The sequence below is a fragment of the Ectobacillus funiculus genome, assembly GCF_004138295.1.
Classification (GTDB): Bacteria; Bacillota; Bacilli; order Bacillales; family Bacillaceae_G; genus Ectobacillus; species Ectobacillus funiculus.
On the sequence record NZ_SCFM01000031.1, the window covers coordinates 31,965 to 58,048 of the forward strand.

At 41.2% G+C, this 26,084-nt stretch carries 22 protein-coding genes; 5 read left to right on the forward strand and 17 right to left on the reverse strand.

Annotation, left to right across the window (positions count from 1 at the left end; translation table 11 throughout):
• Nucleotides 1-545: 545 nt before the first annotated feature.
• The gene (locus EP737_RS18220; protein ID WP_129729588.1) at nt 546-872 is read right to left on the reverse strand and encodes an AzlD domain-containing protein; all 327 of its coding nucleotides are present in this window, start codon (nt 870-872) and stop codon (nt 546-548) included.
• The gene (locus EP737_RS18225; protein ID WP_129729672.1) at nt 869-1,576 is read right to left on the reverse strand and encodes an AzlC family ABC transporter permease; all 708 of its coding nucleotides are present in this window, start codon (nt 1,574-1,576) and stop codon (nt 869-871) included. The genes EP737_RS18220 and EP737_RS18225 overlap by 4 nt, the downstream gene beginning before the upstream one ends.
• A gap of 134 nt (nt 1,577-1,710) precedes the next feature.
• Between EP737_RS18225 and EP737_RS18230 the strand changes: the two genes are divergently transcribed.
• A complete protein-coding gene (locus EP737_RS18230; RefSeq protein ID WP_129729590.1) occupies nt 1,711-2,265 on the forward strand; it encodes a helix-turn-helix domain-containing protein in 555 nt (184 codons plus the stop codon).
• A 472-nt stretch (nt 2,266-2,737) separates the two neighbouring features.
• Here EP737_RS18230 and EP737_RS18235 read toward each other — a convergent pair whose 3' ends face one another.
• The gene (locus EP737_RS18235) at nt 2,738-3,073 is read right to left on the reverse strand and encodes a hypothetical protein (protein ID WP_129729592.1); all 336 of its coding nucleotides are present in this window, start codon (nt 3,071-3,073) and stop codon (nt 2,738-2,740) included.
• Nucleotides 3,074-3,269: 196 nt separating this feature from the next.
• On the opposite strand from EP737_RS18235, the gene EP737_RS18240 reads away from it, so the two are divergent.
• Entirely contained in the window at nt 3,270-3,566 is a 297-nt protein-coding gene (locus EP737_RS18240; RefSeq protein WP_129729594.1) for a hypothetical protein, read from the forward strand.
• Nucleotides 3,567-3,651: 85 nt separating this feature from the next.
• Here EP737_RS18240 and EP737_RS18245 read toward each other — a convergent pair whose 3' ends face one another.
• From EP737_RS18245 to EP737_RS18255, 3 genes are all read right to left on the reverse strand, one after another.
• A complete protein-coding gene (locus EP737_RS18245) occupies nt 3,652-4,365 on the reverse strand; it encodes a class I SAM-dependent methyltransferase (RefSeq protein WP_129729596.1) in 714 nt (237 codons plus the stop codon).
• Between the two features lie 141 nt (nt 4,366-4,506).
• Nucleotides 4,507-6,174, reverse strand: coding sequence for a peptide ABC transporter substrate-binding protein (locus EP737_RS18250; protein WP_129729598.1), 1,668 nt, complete (start codon nt 6,172-6,174; stop codon nt 4,507-4,509).
• Between the two features lie 299 nt (nt 6,175-6,473).
• Nucleotides 6,474-6,689, reverse strand: coding sequence for a hypothetical protein (locus EP737_RS18255; RefSeq protein WP_205650973.1), 216 nt, complete (start codon nt 6,687-6,689; stop codon nt 6,474-6,476).
• A 648-nt stretch (nt 6,690-7,337) separates the two neighbouring features.
• Here EP737_RS18255 and EP737_RS18260 point away from each other — a divergent pair.
• The 3 genes from EP737_RS18260 to EP737_RS18270 all read left to right on the forward strand — a co-directional run bounded on the left by EP737_RS18260 (nt 7,338) and on the right by EP737_RS18270 (nt 9,354).
• Nucleotides 7,338-7,769 (forward strand): DUF1641 domain-containing protein, encoded by a 432-nt coding sequence (locus EP737_RS18260; RefSeq protein WP_246040301.1) that lies wholly within the window; start codon nt 7,338-7,340, stop codon nt 7,767-7,769.
• Between the two features lie 39 nt (nt 7,770-7,808).
• Nucleotides 7,809-8,987: an NAD(P)/FAD-dependent oxidoreductase gene (locus EP737_RS18265; RefSeq protein WP_129729604.1), complete on the forward strand. Its 1,179-nt coding sequence runs from the start codon at nt 7,809-7,811 to the stop codon at nt 8,985-8,987.
• A 199-nt stretch (nt 8,988-9,186) separates the two neighbouring features.
• Nucleotides 9,187-9,354 carry a DUF4021 domain-containing protein gene (locus EP737_RS18270; RefSeq protein WP_129729606.1) on the forward strand — a complete coding sequence of 56 codons (168 nt, stop codon included), beginning with the start codon at nt 9,187-9,189 and terminating at the stop codon, nt 9,352-9,354.
• Between the two features lie 49 nt (nt 9,355-9,403).
• Here EP737_RS18270 and shc read toward each other — a convergent pair whose 3' ends face one another.
• From shc to parE, 11 genes are all read right to left on the reverse strand, one after another.
• Complete coding sequence (gene shc, locus EP737_RS18275) at nt 9,404-11,296, reverse strand: squalene--hopene cyclase (protein WP_129729608.1); 1,893 nt, start codon at nt 11,294-11,296, stop codon at nt 9,404-9,406.
• A 364-nt stretch (nt 11,297-11,660) separates the two neighbouring features.
• Nucleotides 11,661-13,280 (reverse strand): ABC-F family ATP-binding cassette domain-containing protein, encoded by a 1,620-nt coding sequence (locus EP737_RS18280; RefSeq protein WP_129729610.1) that lies wholly within the window; start codon nt 13,278-13,280, stop codon nt 11,661-11,663.
• 409 nt (nt 13,281-13,689) lie between these two features.
• Nucleotides 13,690-14,862, reverse strand: coding sequence for a Gfo/Idh/MocA family protein (locus tag EP737_RS18285; protein WP_129729612.1), 1,173 nt, complete (start codon nt 14,860-14,862; stop codon nt 13,690-13,692).
• A 407-nt stretch (nt 14,863-15,269) separates the two neighbouring features.
• Nucleotides 15,270-15,662: a gamma-glutamylcyclotransferase family protein gene (locus EP737_RS18290; protein ID WP_129729614.1), complete on the reverse strand. Its 393-nt coding sequence runs from the start codon at nt 15,660-15,662 to the stop codon at nt 15,270-15,272.
• A gap of 115 nt (nt 15,663-15,777) precedes the next feature.
• Nucleotides 15,778-16,479, reverse strand: coding sequence for an ABC transporter ATP-binding protein (locus EP737_RS18295; RefSeq protein WP_129729616.1), 702 nt, complete (start codon nt 16,477-16,479; stop codon nt 15,778-15,780).
• 17 nt (nt 16,480-16,496) lie between these two features.
• Nucleotides 16,497-17,270 carry an ABC transporter ATP-binding protein gene (locus EP737_RS18300; RefSeq protein WP_129729618.1) on the reverse strand — a complete coding sequence of 258 codons (774 nt, stop codon included), beginning with the start codon at nt 17,268-17,270 and terminating at the stop codon, nt 16,497-16,499.
• Nucleotides 17,271-17,286: 16 nt separating this feature from the next.
• Nucleotides 17,287-18,567, reverse strand: coding sequence for a branched-chain amino acid ABC transporter permease (locus EP737_RS18305; protein ID WP_129729620.1), 1,281 nt, complete (start codon nt 18,565-18,567; stop codon nt 17,287-17,289).
• Between the two features lie 10 nt (nt 18,568-18,577).
• Nucleotides 18,578-19,564, reverse strand: a complete 987-nt coding sequence (locus tag EP737_RS18310; RefSeq protein WP_129729622.1) for a branched-chain amino acid ABC transporter permease — start codon at nt 19,562-19,564, stop codon at nt 18,578-18,580.
• A gap of 109 nt (nt 19,565-19,673) precedes the next feature.
• On the reverse strand, nt 19,674-20,882 hold the full coding sequence (locus EP737_RS18315; protein ID WP_129729624.1) for a branched-chain amino acid ABC transporter substrate-binding protein: 1,209 nt from the start codon (nt 20,880-20,882) through the stop codon (nt 19,674-19,676).
• Between the two features lie 447 nt (nt 20,883-21,329).
• The gene (gene parC / locus EP737_RS18320; RefSeq protein ID WP_129729626.1) at nt 21,330-23,756 is read right to left on the reverse strand and encodes a DNA topoisomerase IV subunit A; all 2,427 of its coding nucleotides are present in this window, start codon (nt 23,754-23,756) and stop codon (nt 21,330-21,332) included.
• Nucleotides 23,734-25,716: a DNA topoisomerase IV subunit B gene (parE, locus tag EP737_RS18325; protein WP_129729628.1), complete on the reverse strand. Its 1,983-nt coding sequence runs from the start codon at nt 25,714-25,716 to the stop codon at nt 23,734-23,736. The genes parC and parE overlap by 23 nt, the downstream gene beginning before the upstream one ends.
• Nucleotides 25,717-26,084 lie beyond the last annotated feature (368 nt).

The window sequence follows — 26,084 nt, forward strand, 5'->3', positions numbered from 1 at the left end:
GATGTCCCAGTGGATATATGACTTATGTTTTGAGGAGTTTTCTTAGTAGATAGCGTTTGATACTATGCACTTATTTTTCGTATTTATTTGTCTTTATTTTAGAATATTTTCATAGAAGTTGGTGTTACTGTCCATAATTGAATTGACTAACAAGAACGCATCCTGCATACTCCATGCATGTGAAATTGAGATAATTCTTTATTATTGGGAGTTAATATATCTAGGAGAATACTAAAGGCCCTTTGGTTAACCTAAAGGGCTTTTATGTTCTACTTTGAGAAAGTATAAATTTCCTAGCTGGAAGCCAATTCGACGTGGCGAGAAATTTTAGGAATAAAGTATAAGGGCAACTACGCCTCTGTCTTCGCCCTAGGGCAGGGCTCGCCAATCGGCGAGTTTTCTTTAGTATAATGAGTGATAGCAGGAAATGATAATTCCTATTTTAGTTTTTTTGGGAATTCGGAAAGCTTACACATTAAACTCTATCATTAATATATACTAACTTAAAAATTATCATCAGAGGCTTATATACATTATCATGATTGCTATGAAACAATAAATCGTAAGACAGCCATTAAAACGACACCACTAACGACAGTAATTGACAAGCTTTTTGTTCGGATTGCAATCAAAAGAGTAGGGATGCTCACGATAATAACTGGCCAGTTAATTTTTAAAGAATGGTCAGTTTGAATAATAAAATTCTCTACTACAAGAGCTGTAAGAATACAAACCGGTACGTAAGACAGCCACTTTAACACAGGTTGGGGTAAAGTCATATTCCGAACCACTAGAAATGGAACAATTCGTGGAATAATGGTTACTACCGCACATCCAAGTATCACCATCATGATTGTTAAATGGATGCTCATTTCTCTGTCACCACCCCGATAGTCGCTACGATCACGGTAGCTATAATAACGGCTAGGTGAGATGGCATAACAAACGATAAAATGATCATAGCTATGGTCATATACATAATCAAACATAAGTAATGCTTTAATTTGGAGGATATCACGCTCTCTAGCTGTAAGATGAGTAAAGCTAAAAACATTGCCGTTAAAGCAAAGTCTAAGCCAAACATTTCCGGATTAGAGATCCAATTCCCAAAGGCAGCCCCGATTACGCAGGATATAATCCAACAAATATAGGCCGTTACATTTAAACCGTTCATCCAACGAGCATTAATTTGTTCACCTTTTATAATTTTATTAGAGGCAACACCAAATGACTCATCTGTAACAAGTAAGCCAATGCCTACATTCTTCACCAAAGAATAGTTTTTGAAATGAGGGGCAAGAGTTGCACTCAAAAGAAAATGTCGTAAATTTACAATAAAGGTTGTTACGATGATTGCTGAAATGGAACTATGAACCGCTAATAAAGCACATATGATAAATTGAGCTGCCCCGGCATAAACAAGCGTTGATAATAAAGCAACTTCTATTATGCTCAGATGAGAGGATACACCTACTACGCCAGCTGCCAGCCCTATACTGATATATCCTAACAATGTCGGTATACAATCTTTCATTCCTTGTACGAATGTTGGGCCCAGCTCCTCTACACTGTCCATTGCTTTTTCTGTACTCACTATATCTCCTCCTTTTTCATCATATTATACACACGTCTGTTATAACATACAACAGTTTGTTAAAACAGACAACCGTATGTTATCATATAAGCAATACTATTTGAGGGAGAGTCATTATGGACGCTATACAAACTATTATTTCAGAGAATCTCGTCAAACTCAGAAAAAGCAGGAATCTCACTCTTGATCAAGTTTCTGAATTAACAGGGGTTAGTAAAGCTATGCTGGCACAAATAGAAAAAGGCAAATCCAGTCCAACTGTTACAACTCTTTGGAAAATTGCCAATGGTCTTCAAGTATCTTTTTCTGTATTTCTGAGAGAAGACAAGCCACAAGTAAAGAAAATAAGCATGGAACAATTAGAGACTCTTACAGATAATGAAGGACAGTATATTGTCTATCCTTTTTTTCCTTATGATCCAGAAAAAAAGTTTGAAATTTACATAGTGAGCCTTGAGCCAGGATGCATACATGACTCAAAAACACATTTAGGAGAAGAGTATATATTAATAAAAGAGGGGGAACTGACCGTTGATCTTGAAGGGGAGCAACATGAACTGGTTTCAGGAGATGGCCTGCAATTTACAGGAACAATCGCACATAAGTATATAAATTCCTCAAAAAAATTAGCAAGCTTTTTTCTACTGATGTACTACCCGGATCCAAAATGATAAACACTCAAAAATGCTATACTTTCGTACAATGCAAAAAAGCCCTCTGGTTAAACTGGTCTGAAGGGCTTTTGTATTTACATAATCTGATATATTCTAAATCGAACAAAGAGCCTGTGATATACACCAACATAGCCGCAAAACTAAATCGTTTCTAAGAAATCATGCTAAAATTTGCTTAGCCAGTAGATATTTTCGTTAAAATTCATACTGAGACTCCATAAATAAGCTTAGGAAAGTACATTTTCTATATAAACTATCAAGATATGGCTGTCACCTACTACACTAAATCTTGTAATTCATTTACATAACTCATTGATGATACATGCCTGTATTTTTCAGGAAATGATATATACGATAATTTTATTATGTAAACCTAAAATCATTCTGCTTAGACGTAATTGAAGAGCAAAAAAGAAAGGTGACCCCATCAGGTCCCTTTCATAGACAAACCCATCCGTATTCATGCTTCTTATTGTTTCACGTATACCTCTACAACTGGATTTTGCTTATGATCAGCATGAAGACGAATATTCTCCTCTGGTGTGTTGTAAATCTCCGATAACAGCATAATGGTTAACACATTTGGAAGTGCGGCATCTGTGCCATACTTTCGCTCCAATGCATCTTTCAAATCAAAATCCAAATCCCCCTGAATATATGTGTATACTTCAAAGCCGTCTTCTAAATCGCAAACAATCCGGTCAACAATGTCAGCGCCAATCTGCTCCTTCATTTCGCTGCGCAGCGCATCGGTAAAATCGTTCCATGGAACTTCATATACTTGAAATACATCAGACCCATTCACTGTAAACTCCTCCTACCCTTTTTCTTCTAACGGTAGGTTTTCCTGTTTTCTAGAAGATATTCGTCTGAACAAAGAATCGCCACCCCTGAAAGATAGGAGAAAACTTTCTTTTCTAGTTCGGCAGCTTCTTACTAGTGAAGTCGCACAGGCAAAGCTTGTACAAGTTCATATACTGTTACGAAAAGGGGGGATCCTCATGAATCCTAAGCAATGCTATAGCTTATGCTGCCAATACCACGGCAAGGTTGTCCGCATCCACGATATTAATGGTCAAGTCCATCTAGGGCGAGTTGTAGACGTCACTGACGAAAGTGTATGGCTTGAGCCAATGGACTCGCGCGCATTCGATCTCGGCTTCGGCTACAACGGCTATGACGATTTCGGCCGCGATTACGGCTATGACTATGAATGTGACTTCGGTGCAGGTGCTGTCATCGAATTTGCGTTTGGCTTTATTATCGGCATCGCTCTTGCTGCGTTATTTTTCTTCTAGGCAAAAGGGCAGGCTCAGTCTGCCCTCTTTATGGGAAATACGGACAGACTGACAAAAAAGAGCCGAAACAATGCAAAAGAACACTCTAAGGTTTACATAGAAATACACGATGCCCAAGCAGATGACCGTACGTTCTAATAATCGCTTCATGCTGAGCCCATACTGTGTATACACTCGGCTCGATTTGCGGCGATAAATCCCAGTCAGGCAGGTCTGCATACAAATGCATTTGCTGCTCTATAGTTCCGCCTCCCATTATTTCTGCATGCGAGAATCCCGCCTCCTGCAGCTGCCTCATCCATTCTTCCTCGGTTAAAATTTCTTTTGTGCCGTATAAGGAAGCAATATCCTCTTTCTCCTGCGTGGATAATGGTCGTTCTACAGTCATTTCTAGCAACACCGCAGTACCTTCAGGCTGAAGAACGCGGCGCAGCTCTCTAAGCGTTTTATTGATATTTGTAAAAGCAATGACTGATTCAGACATTACATGTGAAAAAGATTGGGATGCAAAAGGCATCTCCTCTACGCTTCCATGCACAAGCTTTACAGTAACACCTTCTTTATTCATACGCTTCTCAGCTTTTTGCAGCATTATGGGGTGGCTATCGATTCCTGTAACAGAGCAGCCGTATGTTTTGGCAATATACGCGGCTGTGCGTCCCGTTCCGCAGCCAGCATCTAATACACAAGCTGTAGAGTGAACGGGAATATGCTGCAATAAATACTTCGTTAACGCAAACCCGCCCGGATGAGCGCTTCCTACTCCAATTAAGGCAAGTAAGTCAATGTACGAGTACATATACAGTCTCCTCACTATGGTTTACTGCATATGTATTCCTAAAAAGAAAAAAATGTGAGAAAAAGCATTGCACTGCTGTGAAGACCAGATAAAGTGCAATATAAAAGGCAAAGAACAACCTATCTGTCCTCTGCCTTTTGTTTACTTTGCTTCTTCTTTCTCTAACACATAAGCCCATTTATAAGAATAGTCACCGCCAAAATTATGTTCTACAATCCCTTTTACATACGGGCGCTGTACGAAAGCTACACCTTTTTGATATAACGGAGAAATTGCTGCATCTTTAAATAATAATTTCTCCGCTTTCGCCAGTGCCTCCCAGCGCGCCTTTGTATCTGTTAGAAGCTCGCCCTTAGCTGCTGCTACAAGTTCATCGTATTTCGCATTCGAGTACCCCATTTGATTATGAGCTCCACCAGTTACGAACAAATCGATGAATGTCATTGGATCTGGATAATCCGGCCCCCAGCCAGAGAAGGAGAAATCATAGTCACCCTTTGTTTCCAAATCAAGCTTTTGCTTAAACGGCTGCGGCTTAATGTTTACCGTTAACCCCGGCAGATTCTTCTCCAGCTGCTCCTTCAAATACTCGCCGACCTTCTTGGAGCTGTCACTGTCATAGTTTAAAAACTCCAATGTAAGTTTGTCTGTACCAAGCTCCTTCTTTGCTTCTTCCCATAGCTTTTTCGCTTTTTTCACATTCGTTTTATTCATATTTCCATTTATGTTACGGAAATCGTTTCCCTTTTTATCTGTAACAAATTCAGCCGGAACCAAAAAGTAAGCTGCTGTTGAACCATTGTTTAGCAATACATTTGCTAATGCTTCTTTATCCTGTGCTAAGCTAATCGCTTGCCGAACCTTCAAGTTAGCCAAAGGCGTGTTTTCCCCAAGACGCTTTTGGTTGAACCGCAAGAAATACATAGACATATCCTTCGATGTGTGGAACTCATCGCTAGATGCATACTTGTCCACAAATTCAGCTGTTAAGCCTGTGCGGTCTACTTGACCAGACTCATACAAATTCACCATTGTTCCTTGTTCTTTGACGACACTAACATTAATTTGATCGAGCTTGACGGAGTCTTTATCCCAATAATTAACATTTTTCTTGTAAGTCCATCCTTGCTCTGTTTTCCAATCCGTTAGTACAAATGGCCCATTGTAAACAATTGTTTCAGCCTTTTTGCCAAATTGCTCCCCCTGCTGTTTGATAAATTTCTCGTTTTGTGGGTAAAACGTAGCAAAAGAAGTTAACTCCAGAAAATAAGGAATCGGATTTTCCAATTCCACCTCAAATGTATGCTCATCTACTGCCTTGACACCCAAGGAATCGACAGGTGCTTTTCCCTCATTAATTGCTTTTGCATTTTTTATATCAAACATAATATAGGCATATTCAGCAGCGGTCGCCGGATTCACCGCACGCTTCCAGGCAAACACAAAATCGTTTGCTGTTACAGGATCACCGTTAGACCATTTAGCATCTTTACGAAGCTTAAAGGTATACTTCTTTCCATTTTCACTCTTGGTATATGATTCAGCTACACCCGGTGTTGGCTTTTGATCCTTGTCGAGACGATATAGCCCTTCCATTACATTGTTCATTACAATAAAGGAAACTTGATCTGTCGCCTTTACAGTATCCATCGACGGAATATCAGACGCTTCTAACAGGTTCAACACTTGCTTTTTAGCTAGCTCTCCCTGCGTTTCCTGCTTATCTGCATTGTTTCCGCCACATGCAGCTAAAGCGAGGCTGGCTGCCAAAGTTAAAGCTATACTAGCTAATAACTTTTTCCCTTTCATATTTTGTGCCCTCCTATTCCTGTATAAAATATCCAATTTCTGTATATTCCAGTATGTCTCATCCATCCTTTTTCTATGTAAAAGAGAAAAGAACTTCTTTCCACAAGGAAGTTCTTTTCTCCATACTATTAGGAAATTTTAGGAATACATTGATATCATCCGTATGTATCGAATCATTCTGCAGCTAGTCCACAAAAAGGTCGCATCCAAACATAAATTCCTGCGCCTTTTTTGGATTAGGGCATCAGGAGGTGATAGTATCTTTTCAAAACCACACTGCTCTTTCCTATGATTTTCCGCTATTGTTTCTCCGTTATCCCTAACCCCTCGCCAATTCTCCATACGAGCTCCTCACGGCGTTTCTTGTCACTCCCGACTATATGAGACTGGTCACTAGGAGCTGGATCCACCTGTTTATGAGCCGTTGCAGCGGGGTTGCTATGAAAAGCTGAACCAATATTAAGGGAAGAATTGCCGGCCATGTTATTGATTTTAATGGAATGAATATGAATCATACAGGACACGTCCATCACCCTCTCCTTTCCATCCTCCGATTCCATTGTATGTAGAAGGACTGTAAAACGTTAATGTTGCCTGCACCGAACCTTTGTAAAAAACAGATTGTTACGTGTATCTTATATATTAAACATACTATATTAATTAAGGTAAATATTGGATATACAGGGCGTCTGCTCCCCCTATCAAGAACTTATCGCATACTATTTACCAAGCTGGAGGATTGGCATGTAACAGGGGTGCAAAATCAACTAACATCCAAACTAAATAATAAATCCGTTCATACGGAAAAATATAAAGAGACACCTCAAGCATTTCGATATGCTTGCACATTTTTCTCTAAATTAAAATTATGTTCTAATAACGGCTAGGTGATTTTCGTATCCCTTAACGATTTTCAATAGGTTTTCAATTTGTTCAAAAATCTGACATAATTCAATTTTTATCGGGAAATAATAAATTTAAAAGTAGACTTATTGCAAGATTTATTTTAAGATTTATTTTGATGCTTCTAAATTTTTGAACCACAAAAAATTATCCCGAACTCTTAAGAGCTTGGGAGCCCTACGGGGGATAGGTCTTTTTCTTTCATTATCAAATGCAAGCGATATTGTTTTTAAAAAGGAGAATCGGATATGTCAGGAACAATGACTCAAACAAAAGAAACACAAGAATTGCCGAATGTATCTGCTAATCTGGAACAGCTTGATGTACTGGATCAGCTATTAAAACCAGAGGTTCAGCAGTCCCTAACTGTTTTAATCGAACAGTTGCCAAAATTGACTGAACTTGTAGGCATATTGACTAAGTCTTATGAATTTGCCCAATCAGTCGCTACTGATGAAGTATTGAAAAGCGATACAGTTGGAGCGATTCAAGAAATTATGGATCCTGTAACACATACTGTGAAGAACATTGCAGCTACTGCTATCGAAGCGAAGGATCGTGCTGAAGAGAGCAATGAAGTAATTGGTCTGTTTGGTCTTTTAAAAATGCTGAAAGACCCTCAAGTACAGAAACTATTCCGTTTTGTAAACGCTTTTCTTCAAGTTAGCAAAGAACAAAGTATCCAAAAATAATTCTTTTACATTTTGATCAGTAAGGACGGAGGATAAACTATGTCAAAGCATATTGTCATCTTAGGAGCCGGCTATGGCGGACTTCTAGCAGCTTTAAATGTTCGCAAATATTTAAGCAAGGCTGATGCACAAGTTACAGTAGTAAACCAATACCCAACACACCAAATTATCACGGAGTTGCACCGTCTTGCAGCAGGAAGCATTGCTGAGCCAGCGATCTCTATCCCATTGAAGAAGCTTTTCAAAGGAAAGGATATCGACCTTAAAATTGCAAAAGTGGATTCTTTCTCAGTAGATAAAAAAGAGGTAAAGCTTTCAGATGGCTCTACTTTAACATACGATGCTCTTGTTGTCGGATTAGGAAGCAAAACGGCTTACTTTGGTATTCCAGGACTTGAAGAACATAGCCTTGTGTTAAAGTCAGTAGAAGATGCTAACAACATCTACCAACATATCGAGGATCGCCTTCGTGAATATGCGAAAACGAAAAATGAGGCTGATGCTACTATTTTAATCGGCGGCGGCGGCTTAACAGGCGTTGAGCTTGTTGGTGAGATTGCGGACAAGCTTCCTAAGCTTGCTAAAGGCTACGGAATCGATCCTAAAGAAGTGAAGTTACTTCTTGTAGAGGCAGGTCCAAAAATTCTTCCAGTTCTACCGGATGTACTTATTGAACGTGCACAGACTAGCTTAGAAGCACGCGGTGTTCAGTTCCTATTAGGTCTTCCTGTTACAAATGTTGCTGGAAATGTAGTTGACCTAAAAGATGGTCAGCAGATTGTAGCGAATACTTTCGTTTGGACAGGCGGAGTACAAGGCAGCCCTATAGTAGGAGAATCTGGCCTTGAAGTGAATCGCGGACGTGCAACTGTGAACAATTATCTTCAATCCACATCTCATGAAGATGTATTCGTTGCAGGTGACTGTGCTGTGTTATTTGCTCCAGATGGTCGTCCATACCCACCAACTGCACAAATTGCTTGGCAGATGGGAGAACAAATCGGCTACAATCTATATGCATACCTAGAAAACAAAACTTTTGAAGAGTTTAGCCCAATTAACTCCGGAACACTTGCGAGCCTCGGCCGTAAAGATGCTGTAGCTACAATTGGAGCGAGTTCCACTCAGCTCAAAGGACTTCCAGCAACTTTAATGAAGGAAGCGAGCAATATTCGTTACATGTCACATATTCATGCGTTATTCAGCTTAGCTTATTAAACCGAGCGAATATTAAATAAGGTAAAAGAACAGCCTTGTTTATCTGAATAACCCTACACAAAAAGGCTTCCTCACCCGAAGCCTTTTTGTTATGCTCAAAATTATACATACCCCTCCATTGAACTTTACCGAGATCAGTATGCCAAGTTTGCATACTGATTGCATGGTTTGGGCATTTTAAAAATTGGAGGTGATAGCTATGAATAACCCATACTCTAGAAAAGAAGAACAGAGTGATACTCAGGATAAAAATCCGCATCGAAATCGAAGTGAAGCTGCCATTGGTCTGGATATGGATGAGCAAGCCATGAACGGATTATATGGACAACCAGAAACTGATATCGAAAATAACAGTCATACAAAATGAAGAGTTCCCAAGCATAGCTGCTAAGTTATGCTTGTTTTATTTAACTAAGTTACGGACTATATTTCTGCCTATAGCGAACTAGTGTCCATAACGGCCAAATATATTCATAACTATGATAATGGATATAAAATATTCCTGCTACCCCTCTTCCTTTTGGATAGTCTGCAGCCCAATCCTCTTGCTTTCCGTCTATTAGAAATCTTACACCCCGCTCAATTGCAGGCGTAACCTGAGTTGAAGTCATAAGCAGGGTATCTAGCGCCCATGCAGTATGTGTACGCGTACTTGCCCCTAATGGCACATACCGTTTTTCTATATCACTTTTGCAAGATTCTCCCCATCCTCCATCCGGATTCTGAATTTCATGCAGCCAATTCACCGCCTTTTGAATAGCAGGATCAGCTGCTGGCATACCTATAGCAGACATTCCTGTTACAGCAGTCCACGTTCCGTAAATATAACAGCTTCCCCATTGTCCATACCAGGAGCCATCTTCTTTTTGATTATTTAATAGCCAGTCTACTCCACGTTTAATGATTTGATGATTTTTGTTCAAAAGTGTGCAATCCCCAAGAAACTGCAATGTCCTCCCCGTTATATCAGCCGTTGAAGGATCCATCAGAATGTCTTCCCCTCCCTCAAGAGGCAACCAAGTAAGAAATGGTTTATTAGCATTTCTTTCAAACGCAGGCCATCCACCATCATCATTTTGCATAGAAATGACCCAATTGATCCCTCGGTCCCATGACTCGTGATAAGGATCCTGTTCTGTTGCAAACACCCGCATCGCTCTTAGAGCAGCGATTGAGTCATCCACATCAGGATTAATCGTATTAATGTTTGAAAATCCCCAGCCGCCTGGCTTTGTATTGGGATTACGAATCGCCCAATCTCCATATTTAGAATGCTGACGGGAAAGTACATATTGATCCGCTTGTTGAATCACCTTTGCTGAAGAAGGAACTCCTGCTCCTTGCAAAACGGAACTGATTAACGCTGTATTCCAAACAGTTGCCGTTGTATATTGTACGTGCAGATCCCCTCTAATTTGACAAACCATCGATTTTAATCCCTGAATTGCATGAGTGATGATCGGATCACTTTTTGAATAACCCCTAGCCAATAAAGCAAAAATCATCAAAAAGGTTGAGCTAAAATAACTATAAAATGTTCCGTCTGGTTCAATTCGCTCTATCATATATTGCTCTGCTCGCCTTAATGCCATCGAGCGGAGCTGCGCCGGTAAATTTTGGAATATTCCCATTCCTTGTTTCATTAGTGTTAAAACAGATTGCCATTTGAACTCTCGATCTTCATTCCAATCGATATTTTTTACAAAGAGAACCTCGCTCTCCTGAAACAAATCAGATATATCCGGAGCATGCTTTGTTTTTATGCTAAATCGATGATGGACAAGAATTAAAATCGGAATAAGGTTTGCCCTGCCATATATAGACACATCAAAGAAGCTGACTGGAAATGACGCCGGAAGCAGTATCACTTCAATCGGGACAGGAAAATCACTCGGCCAGTCAGATTGTCCGGTGATAGCTAACATAACTTTTGTAAACATATGCGTCTTTGCAACGCCGCCCTTAGATAAAATAAATTGTCTCGCCATTTGCATGTTCTTGTCGTATTTATCTCGATAACCCGAATAAAGAAGAGCATAATACGCCTCCACCGTAGCGGTTATATTTCCCTCCTCCTCATCACGAAATAACTTCCACGCCCCATTTTGTTCTTGCCTGCCCATAATTCTCCCGACTAACGCCTTAATCAATTCTTCATCCTTGATTTCCAATGTTCGCAATAAGATAATCATATAACAATCTGATACAATACCAGTCTCAAACGGATAGTTCCATGATCCATCTGGTGATTGATCCTGAAAAAACACATTCACAATTCGGTTAATTTCAGCCTCCACCTTATGCAACATGCGCTCTCCATCCTCTCCTTATCAAAGCATATACCCTCATAATATGTATTCCTTAAATCGCAGGGAAATTCATCTGATAAACCTTCTGTAGTTTGGTAGGCATAAGCGCAAACTTACTTAGCTAAAGGAATAGATGCCTTTCAGAACATGCAAAGCAAACTCGTTGATTGGCGAGCCCTGCTCTTGGACGAAGACAGAGGCCCTACTTATACTGTATTCCTAAAATTTCTGACTACGTCAAATCATTTCTAGCTAGAAATATATACTTTCCTACAGTGCAAAAAAGACACCTATAAATAAGGTGCCTTCCTGCAATTACATAGCTCAGATAGAATCACTCTTCTGATTTGTAATCTTGTACTATCTATGCATACATTTGTTCTACTGTTTTTTGCAACTCGCTGTTTTCTAGATACTCATCGAATGTTGTTTGCTTATCCATAATGCCGTTTGGCGTAATTTCGATTACACGATTCGCAATCGTTTGAACAAACTGGTGATCATGTGATGTGAAAAGCATTGTACCTTTAAAGCTAATTAAACCGTTGTTGAGCGCTGTAATAGACTCTAAGTCAAGATGGTTCGTTGGGTCATCAAATAGAAGTACATTCGCACCGCTGAGCATCATTTTCGATAACATACAGCGAACTTTTTCGCCTCCGGATAATACACTCGCTTTTTTAAGCACTTCTTCTCCGGAAAACAGCATTCTGCCCAAAAATCCACGAAGGAAGCTTTCAGACTCATCCTCCGGAGAAAATTGACGAAGCCATTCTACTAGGTTTAACTCGCTATTCTCAAAGTAAGCAGAGTTATCGCGCGGGAAGTACGCTTGAGAAGTTGTCACGCCCCACTTGTAGGAACCTGCATCCGGCTCCATTTCTCCTGATAAAATCTTAAATAATGTTGTATGTGCAATTTCACTGCGGCCAACAAATGCGATTTTATCGCCTTTATTCACCGTAAAGCTTACATTATCAAGCACTTTCTCGCCATCAATCGTTTTCGTTAAGCCTTCTACGCGCAGTAAATCGTTTCCGACTTCACGGTTTGGCGTAAAGCCTACAAACGGATAGCGACGAGAGGATGGTCGAATATCATCAAGTGTAATTTTATCAAGCAATTTCTTACGAGACGTTGCTTGCTTTGCTTTTGATGCATTTGAGCTAAAGCGTGCGATAAACGCTTGAAGTTCTTTAATTTTCTCTTCCTTTTTCTTGTTGGCATCCTGTCCGATTTTAAGTGCCAATTGACTGGACTCATACCAGAAATCGTAGTTACCCACATAAATTTGGATACGAGAAAAGTCAAGGTCTGCCATATGTGTACACACCTTATTCAAGAAGTGACGGTCATGGGACACAACGATTACTGTGTTTTCAAAGTTTAACAGAAAATCCTCTAACCAACGAACAGCCTTCATGTCCAAGTGGTTCGTCGGCTCATCCAAAAGTAAAATATCCGGCTTACCAAATAGAGCTTGCGCCAGCAATACCTTTACCTTTTCTGCACCTGACAGTTCAGCCATTTTTTTATAGTGAAGATCCTCGCCAATGCCTAAGCCTTTTAAAAGAATGGCTGCATCAGACTCAGCTTCCCATCCATTCAGCTCAGCAAATTCACCTTCAAGCTCTGCCGCGCGCATGCCATCTTCATCTGTAAAATTTTCCTTCATGTAAATGGCATCTTTTTCTTGGGAAACCTTCCATAAACGAGCATGACCCATAATAACTGTTTTCAGAACCTCAACCTCTTCATATTCGAAGTGGTTCTGTTTCAAAACAGCAAGACGCTCGCCTGGCGTAATAATTACATCGCCTGTATTTGCCTCAATTTCACCAGATAAGATTTTCAAAAATGTTGATTTCCCAGCACCGTTCGCACCAATCAAACCATAGCAATTTCCTGGCGTAAATTTAATATTTACATCATCAAATAACTTTCTATCACCGTATCGTAAACTTACATTACTTACTTGGATCAAATTGTGTTCCTCCAGACAAACCTAGATTTGGCAATGATTTTGCCATGTATGTTATGACAATCTTAATGCGGGATCAAGATTGCACCTTACCAATCACAAATTTTAGACCATACTATTATATAGCACTGTGTTTAACAAGTGCAACTGTTTCAGCATATAAATCCTTCCTTGCGCTTTAAGAAAGCATAAATTTCTGGCGGGGAGACTGTTCGACGTAGTGAGCAATTTTAGGAATAAAGTATAAAGTGCAGCTACGCCTCTGTCTTCGCCTGACAACTTGCCAATCAGCGAGCTTTCTTTATGTATGAAAAAAGGAAAACACTTTAGGCTTCCTAGTAATAATGTTAGTGACTTACATAAACATTAATTAGGATGCTTCACATGTTTTCCGTGTTATCGGATAAGCTGTCTATCCTTCACTTTGAGGGAACTCAATAGATAACGGTTCAGGTCGCTCAAAAGTACTTTTTACATGATAAAAACAACCTTCTTTTGCAGATTTCAGCAATCCCTCCATAACTTCTAAAGAGTGGAACGCCATTTTTCCGCTCGCCCGTTCTTCCCTTTGATCTCTAATGGCATATGCCATATCCACAAGACCGATTCCTCGACTGTTCTCTTGATGGCTGATTTCATTAAACGGATGAATAACTGGAACTTCTTCCCAATCGCTGAATGAGCTTTGTCTCGGAAGCCCTTTCCATCTGTAGTTCTCTTTTGTTCTTAGAAGAACAGGTCCGCCAAAAAGGTTTGGTCCGTCTAAAGGATCAATATCATTTATGCAAATTGTTCCCTCTGTACCATAGATTTCTATTCTAGGAAGCTCTGAATCCCAAACATCAAAGCTAGTAATAACCGTTGCGATAGCGCCATTCACAAATTCAAGATTTCCTGTTATATGTGTATCTACTTCAACTTTAATGGTTTCACCTCGTCTAGGTTCACTTTCAATAGTTCTTTGATCAAAAGTTCTTCTGGACATAGCACAGCAACTTTTTACTGGTCCAAGTAAAGATAAGAGTGCCGTTATATAATAAGGACCTATATCAAGCAATGGTCCTCCACCTGGTTTATAGAAAAACTCTGGATTTGGATGAAACCATTCATGACCATGGCTAACAACAAAGGCACTTGCTCCAATAACCTCTCCGATTCTCCCTTCATCTATTATTTTTCTACAAGTTTGAAGACGTCCGCCTAAAAAGGTATCAGGAGCACAACCTACATAAAGACCTTTTTCTTGAGACAAAGCGAGAATTTTTTCACCCTCTTCAAGGGTTGCTCCTAATGGCTTCTCTGTATAAACATGTTTACCAGCTTGTAGAGCCTCTATTGTTAGCTGAGCGTGGACTTCTGGAACAGTTAAGTTAAGAATAATATCTATTTCAGGATCTTCTATCAGTTCTCTGCTAGTTGCATATGCCTTTGGAATATTATGTTGATTTGCTTTTTTACGCGCTTTTTCAAGATCCCTCCCTGCACATGCTACCACGTTAACGATGTCATACTTCTTTAAGTTATTAAAGTAAACATCACTAATATCCCCAATTCCTAAAACACCAACATTAAATTTTTTCATCATGAATTAGTTCCCTTCACAAATTCCATTAAACCGCTTACATGAATCCGCATCAAAATTATACCTAATTATAACAAATATGGATAGTGATACACTTACATGAAATTCCTTATCTAATAAAAGCAGTAATGTTCTTCATTTTACGGTGAGCCATAGTAAAACCCCAATGCGAAGATTCCGTTGATAGAGATAACAAACTTTTTATTTTGAATTCAATAATTTTAATACAAAAATAAAAAGACGCCTATGTACATAGGCGTCTGCGTATTGCGGCGAAAAACCGTAAGGCCACATCCAAACGTTTTGCTTTATAAGCATGTTCTTCGACTTATGCAATTCAGCTCATCGCTTTATTATCATACCATAGAGTATATGAAGAAACAAGCTTTTGTACAAACTTTATCGCCCAATCATATACGCTTCTTCCTATACTCCACCCAGTCTCCACTCTGAATACAGTCTGTTAAATCATTGAGCGAAGCGCCTGCAACATATACAAGAGCCTCGTATTCCCTGTCCTCTGCAAAGACCTGTATATGTATTCTTTCATACAAATTTTCGTTTCTTTCAGGCCGATATCCCTCTAGACGGTCTACTATCCGCAGCATCTCATCATCAATCCTATACAATTCCCCACATACCTTCTGGCTGGCGTCTAACCGAATGGCTGGATAACCAGCTCCTGTATCATACATCGATCCAAATATATATACATTTTGTTCTATACACTCCGCCTTGCGAATTAAATAATGATTTTTTTCCCCCTTTCGAAGCGTTCCATATACGAATAAAAGATAATCCATTATCTTCTTCCTTCCTTAAGACATTCTACTTCTCTTTGTTTTATCAGCAGCTATTTTCTTAATGCCCTTTTTACAAAAGCCAACAGCCCCTCCATTCACGGAGAGGATGCTTATGTCAAGCCAAGTATGCTTCTTTTACGATATCATCATTGATTAACTCTTTTCCCAAGCCAGCCATTTTAATTTCACCCGTTTGGATAATATAACCGCGATGTGCGATTTGAAGTGCTTGATAGGCGTTTTGCTCAACAAGTAAAATCGTCATGCCTTCTTTGTTTAACTCCGTAATGATTTCAAAAATTTGCTCTACAACAATCGGCGCGAGTCCCATAGAAGGCTCATCTAGCATAAGTAAATCCGGTTGGCTCATTAACGCACGGCCGATTGCAAGCATTTGCTGCTCGCCGCCGCTCATCGTTCCGCCTTTTTGACTCAACCGTTCCTTTATACGCGGAAAGTAGTGAAACACCCGCTCCATCCGGTCCTTGATAACCTTCTTATCCTTTACAGAAAAAGCACCCATTTCGAGATTTTCAAGTACGGTTAAGCGAGGAAAAATGCGGCGGCCTTCTGGAACGTGCGCAACTCCTGACAGCGCCGTAAGATGCGGCGGCTGTTTCGTAATATCCCCTCCATGAAACAACACTTTTCCTGTCTTAGGGATAACCTGTCCGCTAATTGTCTTCAATGTAGTAGATTTTCCTGCTCCATTGCTGCCAATTAGCGTAACAATCTCTCCTTTCTCCACTGTCATATTCAATCCTTTTAATGCATGAATTCCGCCATAATATGCATGGACGTCTACAAGCTGTAACATAAAATCCCTCCCGTTCTTTACTGCGCGAGCGCGTTTTTTCCAAGATATGCTTCAATCACCTTAGGGTTGCTGCGGATGTCGAGAGGCCCTCCTTCAGCAATTTTCTCTCCATGATCGAGAACGATAATATGCTCAGAAATTTCCATAACCAGCTTCATGTCATGCTCAATTAGAATAATTGTTACATCAAACTCCTTCCTCACACAATAAATTAACTCTGTCAGCTCTTTTGTTTCCTTCGGGTTCATTCCTGCTGCTGGTTCATCCAGCAATAACACCTTTGGCTTTGCGGCAAGAGCGCGAGCGAGCTCTAGGCGGCGCTGCGCACCGTAAGAAAGATTTTGCGCTTCTTCATTCAAAAATTGCGCTAATCCAACGTATTCAAGCAAACGATAGGCTTCCTTTTGCGCTTCCCTCTCCTCACGGCGAATGCTCGGTACATTCAGCAATATTCCAAACAGCCCGCCTTTGATATGATTATGCAAGCCCACCATCACATTTTCAAGTACCGTCATACTGCCAAACAAACGAATATTCTGAAAGGTACGAGCGATTCCGCGCTTTGAAATATCATGCGCCTTTAAACCAACAAGCGATTGGTTTCCAAGCCAAATTTCTCCCTCGTCTGGTTTATATACCCCTGTAATCATATTAAAAAATGTTGTTTTTCCGGCACCATTCGGACCGATCACCGCGGTAATAGACCCGTTTTCGACTGTCATCGAAATGTCTTTTGCAGCGACAACACCGCCAAACCGCTTTGTCAAATGGGATACTTGTAAAATGGACATATACTTTCCCTCCCCCTTAGGATCCAAAGACCTTATCTTCTACTTTTTCCACTACCCCTACCTTTGCGCTTCCCTTTAGCTCTGCTTCGTTAAAAACTGGATTCTTTGCCGGAATAAGCCCTTGCGGACGATAGATCGCAAACAGAATTAAGATACCGCCAAAGATAAAACGCTGCATTTTAGCTGGAGATAAAGCTTCGGGAACTGCGAAAGCACCAGATTGGCTTACTTGATTCAGCCAATTTGTCAGCTCTGTTAGTACTTGCAAATTCAAAATAGTCATGATAGCGGCGCCCAAAATAACACCTGGCACACTGCCCATGCCTCCTAAAATTACCATAACAAGAATCGTGATAGACTCCATGAGCGTAAAGCTGGTCGGGTCAATAAATGCTTGTTTACCAGCAAATACAACACCCATCATGCCGGAGAAGGAAGCACCGATGGCAAATGCAAGCAGCTTTGCACGCACAAGATTGATGCCCATCGCTTGCGCAGCAATTTCATTTTCACGTACAGCCTTCCAAGAACGGCCAATTTTAGAATGCTCCAAGCGTCTGACAGCAAAAATAACGAATAACAAAATAGCAATTACAACGTAATAAAACTGACTTGAATTATTCAAGGTAAGACCAAACAAGGATGGTGCCTGAATCGAGGAAAGCCCCATTGCGCCGTTTGTAATGTTGACTGGCTTGTCTAGGTTATTGAACACAATGCGGATAATTTCACCAAAGCCAAGCGTTACAATCGCTAAGTAATCACCTTTGACACGAAGAACCGGAATCCCCAGAAGTACCCCAAATAATGCTGCAATCAATCCGCCAATCACAAGAAACAGCCAAAAGCTTTCTCCTGAAAGCGGGTATTCTCCAAACGGCATAAAATTCTGGGCTTGTCCTGTCGCAAAAATACCGTATGTATAAGCACCAACCGCAAAGAAAGCGACGAAGCCCAAGTCTAAAAGACCAGTAAAGCCGACAACAATGTTTAGTCCGAGAGCCATTGCTACATAAATACCGACTAAAGTCGCTACTTCCATGTACGATTCATATGCCGGACCAGCACTTGCCGTAAATGGAAGCAGTACAATCATTACGAACAATCCTAGCGCCCACTTTATCTTTACTGAAAACTTTGTATAATATAGCAGCAAAAGCGAGAATAATAGAAGCAAAAAAGCTGTCACTGATTTTTCCGCTAGATAGAGACTAAGAGAAGTAATCACAATGTATAGCGTGAGTACAATCATCTGCAAGATTGCACTTTCTTGTAATTGTTTCAGCAATGTTTTCATCCGCTCTCACCTACACTTTCTCGATAACTGCTTTACCGAAGAGTCCCTCAGGCTTAAAGATAAGGACAATGATTAAGATCGCAAACGCGAAAACGTCCTTGTATTCTGCGGCTAGTACACCGTGAGTAAGCACGGATAAGTTAGCGGATGCGAACATCTCGATTACACCGAGTAAAACACCCCCAACCATCGCACCACGAATATTGCCAATACCGCCCATAACTGCGGCTGTAAAAGCCTTCATCCCAAGAATAAAGCCGATATACGGATCGATTGTTCCATATTGGATAGCAAACAAAACGCCTGTGGCACCGCCAAGAGCAGAGCCTATAAAAAACGTGAGCGAAATTACTTTATTCACGTTTACAGACATTAACGCTGCAGTTTCACGGTCCTGTGCCACAGCACGCATTGCCATACCCCATCTTGTTCTGTTCACAAAGAAATCGAGCGCAACCATCATCACAATAGCTATCATAATGAGAATAAAAGAGGATGACCTCATTTGCGCATTGTTAAAGACTGATAGCATAGAAGATGTATGAATTGTAACTTGGTCTGTAAATAAAGAAGGAGCTGTAATAATATAGTTCCCTTTCTTAAATTCTGTAATAAAACGAACTATATCCTGCAGCAAGAAAGAAACTCCAATAGCTGTAATAAGCGTGATCAGTTTTGGCGCTTTCCGAAGCGGTCGATAAGCAACTCGCTCAATTCCCATTCCTAACACTCCCGTTACGATCGATGATGCTACAAGAACTAGAATAAGCGCAAGAATTGCTGGCATGGCTCCAATCCAGCCGAATCCTGCCATCGTGAGAAAAATTGCTGTTCCAATAAAAGCACCCGTCATAAAAATTTCCCCGTGCGCAAAGTTAATGAGCTCTAGAATTCCATATACCATCGTATAGCCCAGTGCGACGATGGCATATACTGTACCTAATGTTAAGCCATCAAGCAATACTTGCGGTAACGTATGAAGTACTTCTGCCAGCATGTTCTCCCTCCTCTTTTAATGATTTCTCTATTTTTCACACCACCAAACAACTTCGGATGAGTGGATAATGGAAAGAGGCATGGAATACTTTCCACACCTCTTTTTTGTTTTATTTCGTATTGCTTACCTCTCCTTCTTGAGTGCCAGGATATTTCGATTCATTTAATTTATAAATATAGATTTTTGAAAACTTATTATCTCCTTTTTCGTCAAAGCCTACCTTCGTTACAGCACCTTCATAGTTTTGAATGCTGCGAACAGCATCGCGCACCTGCTCGCGAGTCGGAAGCTTATTATCGTTTGCCGCAATTGCATCTTTAATTCCCTGTAGAACAACCCCCGCAGCATCATAGCCGTAAGCAGAGTACCCTTCAACCTCTTTGTTAAATTTCTTTTTGTAATCCTCAATAAACTTTTTGCCTTTCTCTGTTTTTGCTGGGTCAGCCGCAATTGACGTATAAAATGTATTTTTTGCTGCTGTTCCTGCGATTTCTACTAGCGTACCAGAATCTAAGCCATCACCGCCCATAAACGGAATTGTAATACCTTTCTCACGCGCCTGCTTCAGGAGCAATCCACCTTCCGCATATAAACCGCCGAAATAAATTAAGTCAGGCTTTTTCGCAAGCACTTTATTCAATACACCGTTAAAGTCCTTTTCACCCACTGTAATCGATTCATAACCTGCTATTTGTGCACCAAGCTTCTCGGCAGCCTTCTTAAATGCCGTTGCCAATCCTGTACCGTAGGCTGTTTTATCATCAATAACAAAAATATTCTTTGCCTTCAACGTTTGGACTGCGTATTCTGCACCCGCTGGACCTTGGAAATCATCACGGGCACAAATGCGATTTACCGATTTTAATTTACGGTCTGTAACCTCCGTTGCTGTATTTGTTGGAGATACCATAACAAGGTTGTTCTTCTCATATACTTCTGAAGAGGGAATCGCTACTCCGGAGTTCATATGCCCTACTACACCGAGAACAGCTTTATCTGCACCAACTAACTGGGCATTGGCTACGCCTTTTTTCGGGTCGGCTTGGTCATCATATGGAACGAGCTGCAGCTCAAATCCAAGCTTTTTAAACGCCTCTTTTTGTTCCTCTATTTGTAATTGCGCTCCAAGCTTAATTGCTTCCCCTTGCGTTGCAGATCCGCCTGATAATGGAGACTGCGTCACAATCTTAATGACCTTTCCGTCACTGCCTGACGATGTGCTTGCTCCCGTTTGCTCTGTCTTACTAGCACAACCTGCCAAAACTCCAAATACCAGCGCTGCGGACAAAGCTAGTGCCATTCCTTTTTTAAAAGCCACCCTGTTACCCCCTTGTTTTTCTGAATTTTATAAATATTTAGTTAAATGATACAGGAAGCATCTCATTTGTACAACCTACTATCATTCTAGATTTTTTTGCGTTTCTCGACATTGGTTCTGCAAAATGTTACAAATTTGTGACAAAAAAAGGCAGCGTTATACCTTTCGCAGGAATTAACACTATTTTTCCGAACATGGAGGGCTTCCGTATATTCTGGAGGCTGGAGCAGACCGCGGGGGCTGGACAACGCCCTGGAAAGTTTATTTTATAAAGAAAACCCGCCGATTGGCGAGCCCTGCCTTTGGGCGAAGACAGAGGCGTAGTTGCCCTTATCCTTTATTCCTAAAATTTCTCGCTACGTCGAATTGGCATCCAACTAGAAATTTATACTTTCCTAAAGTGCAAAGAAAAAACTCCTGCCCGAATTCCTTCGGACAAGAGTTTCTTCAGCCTTCCTGTTTAGCTACCTTCCAAACTTCTGTAACGGTACCAGCTTCATTCACATCAATCATGAGCGTACCATTGCTATAACGGTCTTTTTCTTTTAACGATTGTATATCAAGTTCTTCAGCGCCTCGTCTCTCTAGCTTCACGAACATCCTATAAGCATCATCCGCTATTTCCACTCCGACAATCCGATAAGGATTTGCCTTTAGCTCTTTAAATATTAAATGTCCACGCTTCGCCCGAGACGATAGTTCAATTTCAGATACCTTCATTTTTTTCACGCCTCCGCGCTGTGTAACAAGAATAAGGAAATCATCAGCCGATTGCAATGTAAGGCCACTCACTACATAGTCGTCTTCCTTTACATTCATTCCTTTCACACCCGCGGCACGAACACCAACAGCACTCGCTTCCCCCTCATGAAAGCGCAAAGCATACGCACTGTGCGTAATAAGTACAAGCTCCTGATTTCCATCCGTCAGCAGTACATCCACTACTTCATCACCGTTTTTCACGTTCACAGCAACGAGCGCTCTAGAATAACGCTGCACCTTATACTGCTTGAGTTCTGTTTTCTTCACCATTCCGTTTCTTGTCACGAATACTAAAAAGCGGTTGTCTTCCTCGAAATTCTGCACCGGAACCGCAGCAACCATAGTCTCATCTTTTTCCAGGGAAACAATGTTCGCAACGTGCTGACCTAAATCCTTCCATCGTATATCCGGCATCTCGTACACAGGCAAGTACAAATAATTCCCCTTATTAGTGAACAAAAGAACGGTATCCGTCGTGTTAATATCGAGGCGAGCAAGCAGACGGTCCCCTTCCTTCATACCAAAATCTTTTCCATTCGAAGCATTATGGGAACGCCAGCTTGTTCGCTTCATATAACCTTCTTTTGTAATTGTAACGATGACATCCTCCTGCGGAATCATCACTTCCATATCAATCTTAATTTCTTCAATTTCCTCTTCAATCAGCGTACGTCGTTCATCCGCATACGTTTTTTTAACACGCTTTAAATCTGTTTTAATGACTTGAAGAAGCTTTTTTTCACTATTCAAAATGAGCAGCAGCTCTTTGATTTTTTCATTGAGTTCTTCTGCCTCTTTTTGCAGCGCTGTAATGTCTGTATTGGTTAAACGATATAGCTGCAATGAAACAATTGCCTCCGCCTGTGCCTCTGTAAATGCGAATTTTGCAATTAAATTGTCCTTCGCATCACGCTTATCTTTTGACGCACGGATTGCTGCAATGACTTCATCCAGAATGGAAAGTGCCTTCATCAGCCCCTCCACAATATGCTGACGATCCTGCGCTTTTCGCAGTTCATACTGGGAACGGTTTGTGACTACCTCTTTTTGATGCGCGATGTAAGCATCCAATATTTGTGGCAGGCTGAGCAGCTTCGGACGGCGGTTATGAATCGCAACCATATTAAAATTATACGGGATTTGCAGTTCTGTATTTTTGTACAGATAATTTAAAATCCCCTCCGCATTTGCATCTTTTTTCAGTTCAATGACAATGCGAAGACCAGTGCGATCTGTTTCGTCACGCACCTCTGAAATGCCGTCCAGTTTCTTCTCGATACGCAAATCATCCATTTTTTTGACAAGATTCGCCTTGTTTACCTCATATGGAATTTCCGTTACAACAATTTGCTGCTTGCCGCTGCGCATATGCTCAATAGCGGCCTTGCCTCTAATAATAATTTTCCCTCGACCTGTCTCATATGCCTTTTTAATCCCTTCCAGACCTTGAATAATGCCCCCGGTCGGAAAGTCTGGCCCTTTCATAACAGTTAGCAGGTCATTGACTGTACAAAGCGAATTATCCATGCGCATGATCACAGCATCGATTACTTCCCCAAGATGATGAGGAGGAATCTCTGTTGCATATCCAGCGGAAATCCCTGTAGAACCGTTGACAAGAAGACTCGGAAACATAGCTGGCAAAACAACAGGCTCTTCACTCGTATCATCAAAATTGGGAACAAATTCAACCGTTTGCTTATCGATATCGCGCAGAAGCTCAGACGCGATTGCTGATAAGCGAGCCTCTGTGTAACGCATCGCTGCGGCCGGATCGCCGTCAATGCTTCCGTTATTGCCATGCATCTCCACAAGCACATTGCGCACCTTCCAATCCTGGCTGAGGCGCACCATGGCTTCGTAAACAGAAGAATCTCCATGCGGGTGGTAGTTACCGATTACATTCCCGACTGTTTTTGCCGACTTTCGAAACGGCTTATCTTGCACATTTCCCTCTACATACATCGAATACAGAATACGCCGTTGTACCGGCTTTAAGCCGTCACGGGCATCCGGCAATGCCCGATCTTGGATAATATACTTACTGTAGCGGGCGAAGCGGTCGCCCATTACATCCTCTAACGGAAGATCATGAAATTTCTCCGCCTGCATCCTGCTCCACCTCCGAAATCATCTCATTTTCCAAAATATTTCCTTCTTCCTGTAAACCGAACTGTACATTTCGCTCAATCCACTTTCGACGCGGCTCTACTTTATCACCCATGAGCGTGGTCACGCGGCGTTCAGCACGTGCTGCATCATCGATTTTGACACGAATGAGCGTTCTTGTTTCCGGATTCATCGTCGTATCCCAAAGCTGATCTGCATTCATTTCTCCAAGACCTTTATAGCGCTGAATTGTATAGCCTTTGCCAAAGCGTTTTGTAACTTCTTTTAGCTCTTCATCCGACCAGGCATATTCAATCGTTTCTTTTTTGCCGGTTCCTTTACTCACTTTATAAAGCGGCGGGAGCGCAATAAAAACCTTCCCAGCCTCAATAAGCTGCTTCATATAACGATAAAAAAATGTCAGCAGTAACACTTGAATATGTGCACCGTCCGTATCAGCATCCGTCATAATGACAACCTTGTCATAATTAATATCCTCAACAGAAAATTCCTGTCCAACACCGCCGCCAATGGCGTGAATAATCGTATTGATTTCTTCGTTTTTAAAAATATCCGCCAGCTTTGCCTTTTCTGTATTAATAACCTTTCCGCGCAGCGGCAGCACGGCCTGAAAACGTCGATCTCGACCTTGCTTGGCCGAACCGCCGGCAGAATCGCCCTCTACAAGGTACAGCTCATTTTTTTGCGGGTTGCGTGATTGTGCCGGCGTTAGCTTCCCACTTAAGGATGCCTCCGAACGCTTTTTCTTTTTCCCGCTGCGCGCTTCCTCCCGTGCCTTTCGAGCAGCTTCGCGCGCCTGAAATGCTTTAATTGCTTTTTTCACAAGCAATCCGCCAACATCTGGATTCTCCTGTAAAAAGTAAGCTAGATGCTCCGATACAATCGAATCAATTGCAGAACGAGCCTCACTCGTACCAAGCTTTCCTTTTGTCTGACCTTCAAACTGAAGCAGTTCCTCTGGAATACGAACCGATACGATTGCAGACAAGCCCTCGCGAATATCGGCACCTTCCAAATTTTTGTCCTTTTCCTTAAGCGCCCCAACCTTCCGCGCATATTCATTGAATACACGTGTCATCGCCGTCTTAAAGCCTGCTTCATGCGTTCCGCCATCCTTTGTACGGACGTTATTTACAAACGATAGAATGTTTTCTGAATAACCATCGTTAAACTGAAATGCCAGCTCTGCCTCGATGCCGCCCTGCTCACCTTCAAAAAACACAACCTTGTGAAGCACATCTCGCTCTTCGTTCAAATAGGATACAAACGCCTCGATTCCCGTTTCGTAATGAAATATATCCTCTAAATCGTTACGCTCATCCTTTAAGGCAATTTTCATACCCTTTAATAAAAATGCAGATTCTCTAAGACGTTCGCACAACGTCTCATATTGGAAGTTCGTTGTGCTAAAAATGGTCGCATCCGGCTTAAAATGAATCTTCGTTCCCGTCTGTTTCGTTACGCCTATTTTTTCAAGCGTTGTTACCGGGTTTCCTCCATGCTCAAAACGCTGCTGATACACAAAACCATCACGCTTAATGGTCACGACAAGCCATTCCGATAGCGCATTTACGACCGATGCGCCTACACCGTGCAATCCGCCGCTCGTCTTATAGCCGCCCTGTCCAAACTTTCCGCCAGCATGAAGCACTGTGAGAATAACCTCCGGCGTTGGCTTCCCGAGCTTATGCATGCCGGTCGGCATACCGCGCCCCTTATCCTCTACGCTAATACTGTTATCTTTATGTATCATAACCGTGATTTCACCGCCAAAGCCCGCTAGCGCTTCATCTACGGAATTATCCACAATCTCGTATACTAAATGGTGCAATCCTCGGCTATCTGTGCTTCCAATGTACATACCAGGTCTCTTTCGTACTGCTTCTAGACCTTCAAGCACTTGAATTGCATCCTCGTTATATTGAAACTGATGCTGTGTCAAATCCCCAAACTCCTTTCTATCTTTCGATAAGAACATACGTTTTCTCTATAGCATACCTTGTTTCTCCCTATGTTGGCAAGTATAGACACCCATTATAAAATATACAAGATATAAAAGAAAAATCCTTGTTTCCCACAAGGATTCCTGTAAGCTACTATTTCAGAAAAATAATAACCTGTCAATACATGACTACGAGAATATCTTCATCAATAGTCAAATGACAATGATCCCAAAAGGAATAATAAGAAAAACGGACAAGGCCCGCCTTTGCTCCCGAAGCAAAATGTTCTTCACCATGGAAAGCGCTTTTTTTGCATTTTGTAGGGAAGTTATTTTGCGGCAAGAAGTGGACCTTGGGAGCTAGACAT

Coding starts and splice junctions, on each gene's coding strand:
- EP737_RS18270 (WP_129729606.1), top strand. CDS start 9,187: ATGAATAACCCATACTCTAGAAAAGAAGAACAGAGTGATACTCAGGAT.
- EP737_RS18250 (WP_129729598.1), bottom strand. CDS start 6,174: ATGAAAGGGAAAAAGTTATTAGCTAGTATAGCTTTAACTTTGGCAGCC.
- EP737_RS18245 (WP_129729596.1), bottom strand. CDS start 4,365: ATGTACTCGTACATTGACTTACTTGCCTTAATTGGAGTAGGAAGCGCT.
- EP737_RS18295 (WP_129729616.1), bottom strand. CDS start 16,479: ATGTTACAGCTTGTAGACGTCCATGCATATTATGGCGGAATTCATGCA.
- parC (WP_129729626.1), bottom strand. CDS start 23,756: ATGCAGGCGGAGAAATTTCATGATCTTCCGTTAGAGGATGTAATGGGC.
- EP737_RS18260 (WP_246040301.1), top strand. CDS start 7,338: ATGACTCAAACAAAAGAAACACAAGAATTGCCGAATGTATCTGCTAAT.
- EP737_RS18240 (WP_129729594.1), top strand. CDS start 3,270: ATGAATCCTAAGCAATGCTATAGCTTATGCTGCCAATACCACGGCAAG.
- EP737_RS18255 (WP_205650973.1), bottom strand. CDS start 6,689: ATGATTCATATTCATTCCATTAAAATCAATAACATGGCCGGCAATTCT.
- EP737_RS18265 (WP_129729604.1), top strand. CDS start 7,809: ATGTCAAAGCATATTGTCATCTTAGGAGCCGGCTATGGCGGACTTCTA.
- EP737_RS18305 (WP_129729620.1), bottom strand. CDS start 18,567: ATGAAAACATTGCTGAAACAATTACAAGAAAGTGCAATCTTGCAGATG.
- EP737_RS18300 (WP_129729618.1), bottom strand. CDS start 17,270: ATGTCCATTTTACAAGTATCCCATTTGACAAAGCGGTTTGGCGGTGTT.
- EP737_RS18225 (WP_129729672.1), bottom strand. CDS start 1,576: ATGGACAGTGTAGAGGAGCTGGGCCCAACATTCGTACAAGGAATGAAA.
- EP737_RS18290 (WP_129729614.1), bottom strand. CDS start 15,662: ATGGATTATCTTTTATTCGTATATGGAACGCTTCGAAAGGGGGAAAAA.
- shc (WP_129729608.1), bottom strand. CDS start 11,296: ATGTTGCATAAGGTGGAGGCTGAAATTAACCGAATTGTGAATGTGTTT.
- EP737_RS18285 (WP_129729612.1), bottom strand. CDS start 14,862: ATGATGAAAAAATTTAATGTTGGTGTTTTAGGAATTGGGGATATTAGT.
- EP737_RS18310 (WP_129729622.1), bottom strand. CDS start 19,564: ATGCTGGCAGAAGTACTTCATACGTTACCGCAAGTATTGCTTGATGGC.
- EP737_RS18220 (WP_129729588.1), bottom strand. CDS start 872: ATGAGCATCCATTTAACAATCATGATGGTGATACTTGGATGTGCGGTA.
- EP737_RS18230 (WP_129729590.1), top strand. CDS start 1,711: ATGGACGCTATACAAACTATTATTTCAGAGAATCTCGTCAAACTCAGA.